Source organism: Pyrobaculum sp., assembly GCF_049971835.1.
Taxonomy (GTDB): Archaea; Thermoproteota; Thermoprotei; order Thermoproteales; family Thermoproteaceae; genus Pyrobaculum.
Genome location: NZ_JBMFKV010000262.1, coordinates 1 through 2207, shown reverse-complemented (window position 1 = coordinate 2207; position 2207 = coordinate 1). Strand labels below are relative to the sequence as shown.

The window sequence follows — 2207 nt, the reverse complement described above, 5'->3', positions numbered from 1 at the left end:
CAACGCGCCTACCAGCTGGAAGTATAAGGTTGACACCTACACCTACAACTGCTACTACTACAACGCGTCCAACCCCTCCCAGCTTCTGAGGACTGCAACTGCTACTGTGAGCTTCGTATCGGAGTTCAAGGCTGTGGGCTGGACTTCCGGCCAGACGTCGTGCGGGCTGAAGGTGCTGGACGAAGTGGACCAGGACGAGTACACGTGCACGCTCAGCGTCCCGTGGTACGGCAAGAACACCGTCTCGCCAGGCGACTTCGGAGCCGACTATTGGGTGAAGAGGCCTGACAAAAGCCAGTTCGGCACATACCGCATGAAGCTGAAGCACGTATACCTTAAAGCCGGGGATAAGCTTAAGTTCACGATGATGTCCGACCTGAAGTCTGGGCAGTACAACACCAACACCGAGGGCACCACGGAGAACGTCTACATGAAGGACAACTACTTTGAGTTCGTGTGGTACATCGTAAAGGGGTCTCCAAAGGTAGAGATGATAGCAGACTTGGGGCTTGGCGGAGCCGCCAAGCTGGCCCAGGTCTACCCCGAGACTTCGCTGAAGTGGACCTTCGGGGAGAAGAGCGGCGAGGTGAACTCGGCGCCTGACAGCGGCGACTTTACGATTGAAACAACGGGCATACCCTTCCGCTTCGACCCGGACCTCCACGTCCTGCCGCCTAAGTGGGGCGATGTGCAAGTCGCGGCGCCCAGGCCGACGTCGCCGCACATAGAGGTTAAGACCTTCTCCATGGTGCTGGAGGGGGGACAGTGGAACGTCTACGTAGGCTACGACCCAACGACGTGCAAGCCTAGGGACGCTACACCTGTAGGAGTGCAATTCAAGCCGGAGTACCTGCAGAGTGCGGGCCCCGGGAAGAATAGTGAGGCGAACCTCTACCTAACACGCCTCGTCGAAAAGGCGATGAATATAGAGTTTCGTGGCGGGGGCATAGTCGCCCACATATACACGAAGGTGAACAGCACGTGCTGGGCCTTCGCCGTGGCCTACGTTACCACCGTGCCGCAGGGCAACACCAAAGCCTATGTGGACTCCGTCAGCGTAGCCTCTAACACAGGCAAAGGGTACTGGTACTTCCCCGCCGGCGGCATATCTAAGTCGAGGTTCAGCGCCGAGTTCGACCTCACCTTCATGACGTCGAAGGGACAGGTGAAGTCAGGCACTGAGGGCGTAGAGATCGTCCCCGCTATGGACTTTGACACCTCCTGTGATAATGGACAGTGTTACGTCAAAGTCGACCCGCTTAAGGACCTCTTCACCTGGTTTGCTGTGAAGAGCGGGAGCTGGCCGTTCGTGTATATGGCCCTAGACGAGAACAAAAAGGACAAGCTCAAGCCGCTTGAAAGGAGAATGCTGACTCCCATGGCCTCCATCACCTTCGGCGACACTCCGTACGTCTACAAGACGCCTATCGGCGACTTGACGATACCCAAGGAGGTGATTCCAAACATATACGGCATATGGCCCGACCATGTTGGCTACTACTTGGCTAGCTTCAGCTCCGCCGTGCCTCAGATCAACTCGTACACGCCGTCGTATACGCCCAGTCCCGCCGTCTTAAATGTAAGAGCCCTGGAGTTCTGGCTCGGAAATAAAGAGACGGGTACTGTACTACGCAACCTCGGCAAGCACAACAAAGACGGGATCACATCAGTCAGCATATCCGACTACGGCGACGTCAGCACTCTCAGAGACGTCTGGGCCGCCCCAGCGGCGCCCCCCGGCTCCGTGGTGCGTAGCGAGGTGGAGCCCGCGGTGATGAAGCCGCCCCAGCCGCCCCCGCCTGGCAACAACACCGAGATCCCCGACCCCTGCAAGCAGCCGAACCCGCCGAAGTGGTGCAATCCAGATCCCTGCAGTCAGCCTAACCCGCCCCCCTGGTGCTATCCGCCTCCGCCTACCTACAGCGGGGAGGTGATTATCTGGCTGGTGCCGGTGGTGCCGTGTAGCGGGGTGTACTGCTACGGCACATCAAACATGTTGATCGGCTACCTGGACCAGTACGCCCTGCCGGGGAGGGCCTACATCCTGTACGTAGTGCCGCAGAGCCTCAACGAGACCGCTTTCAGCGCCGACGTGGAGATCTGGGTGCAGGCAGACGCTGTTAGGAACGGAAGCGTCTGGCGCACCTCGTAGCGGATGGGCCAGCCGGAGCGCTTCCTCTACTTCAGGGGGAGGCTGAACTTCACCC

The 2207-nt window shown here is 58.9% G+C and carries 1 pseudogene; it reads left to right on the top strand.

The annotated features are described in order from the left end of the window. Positions 1 to 2152 (top strand): annotated as a pseudogene (locus tag ACP5J3_RS13445) (hypothetical protein); the annotation flags it as partial. Positions 2153 to 2207: the final 55 nt, after the last annotated feature.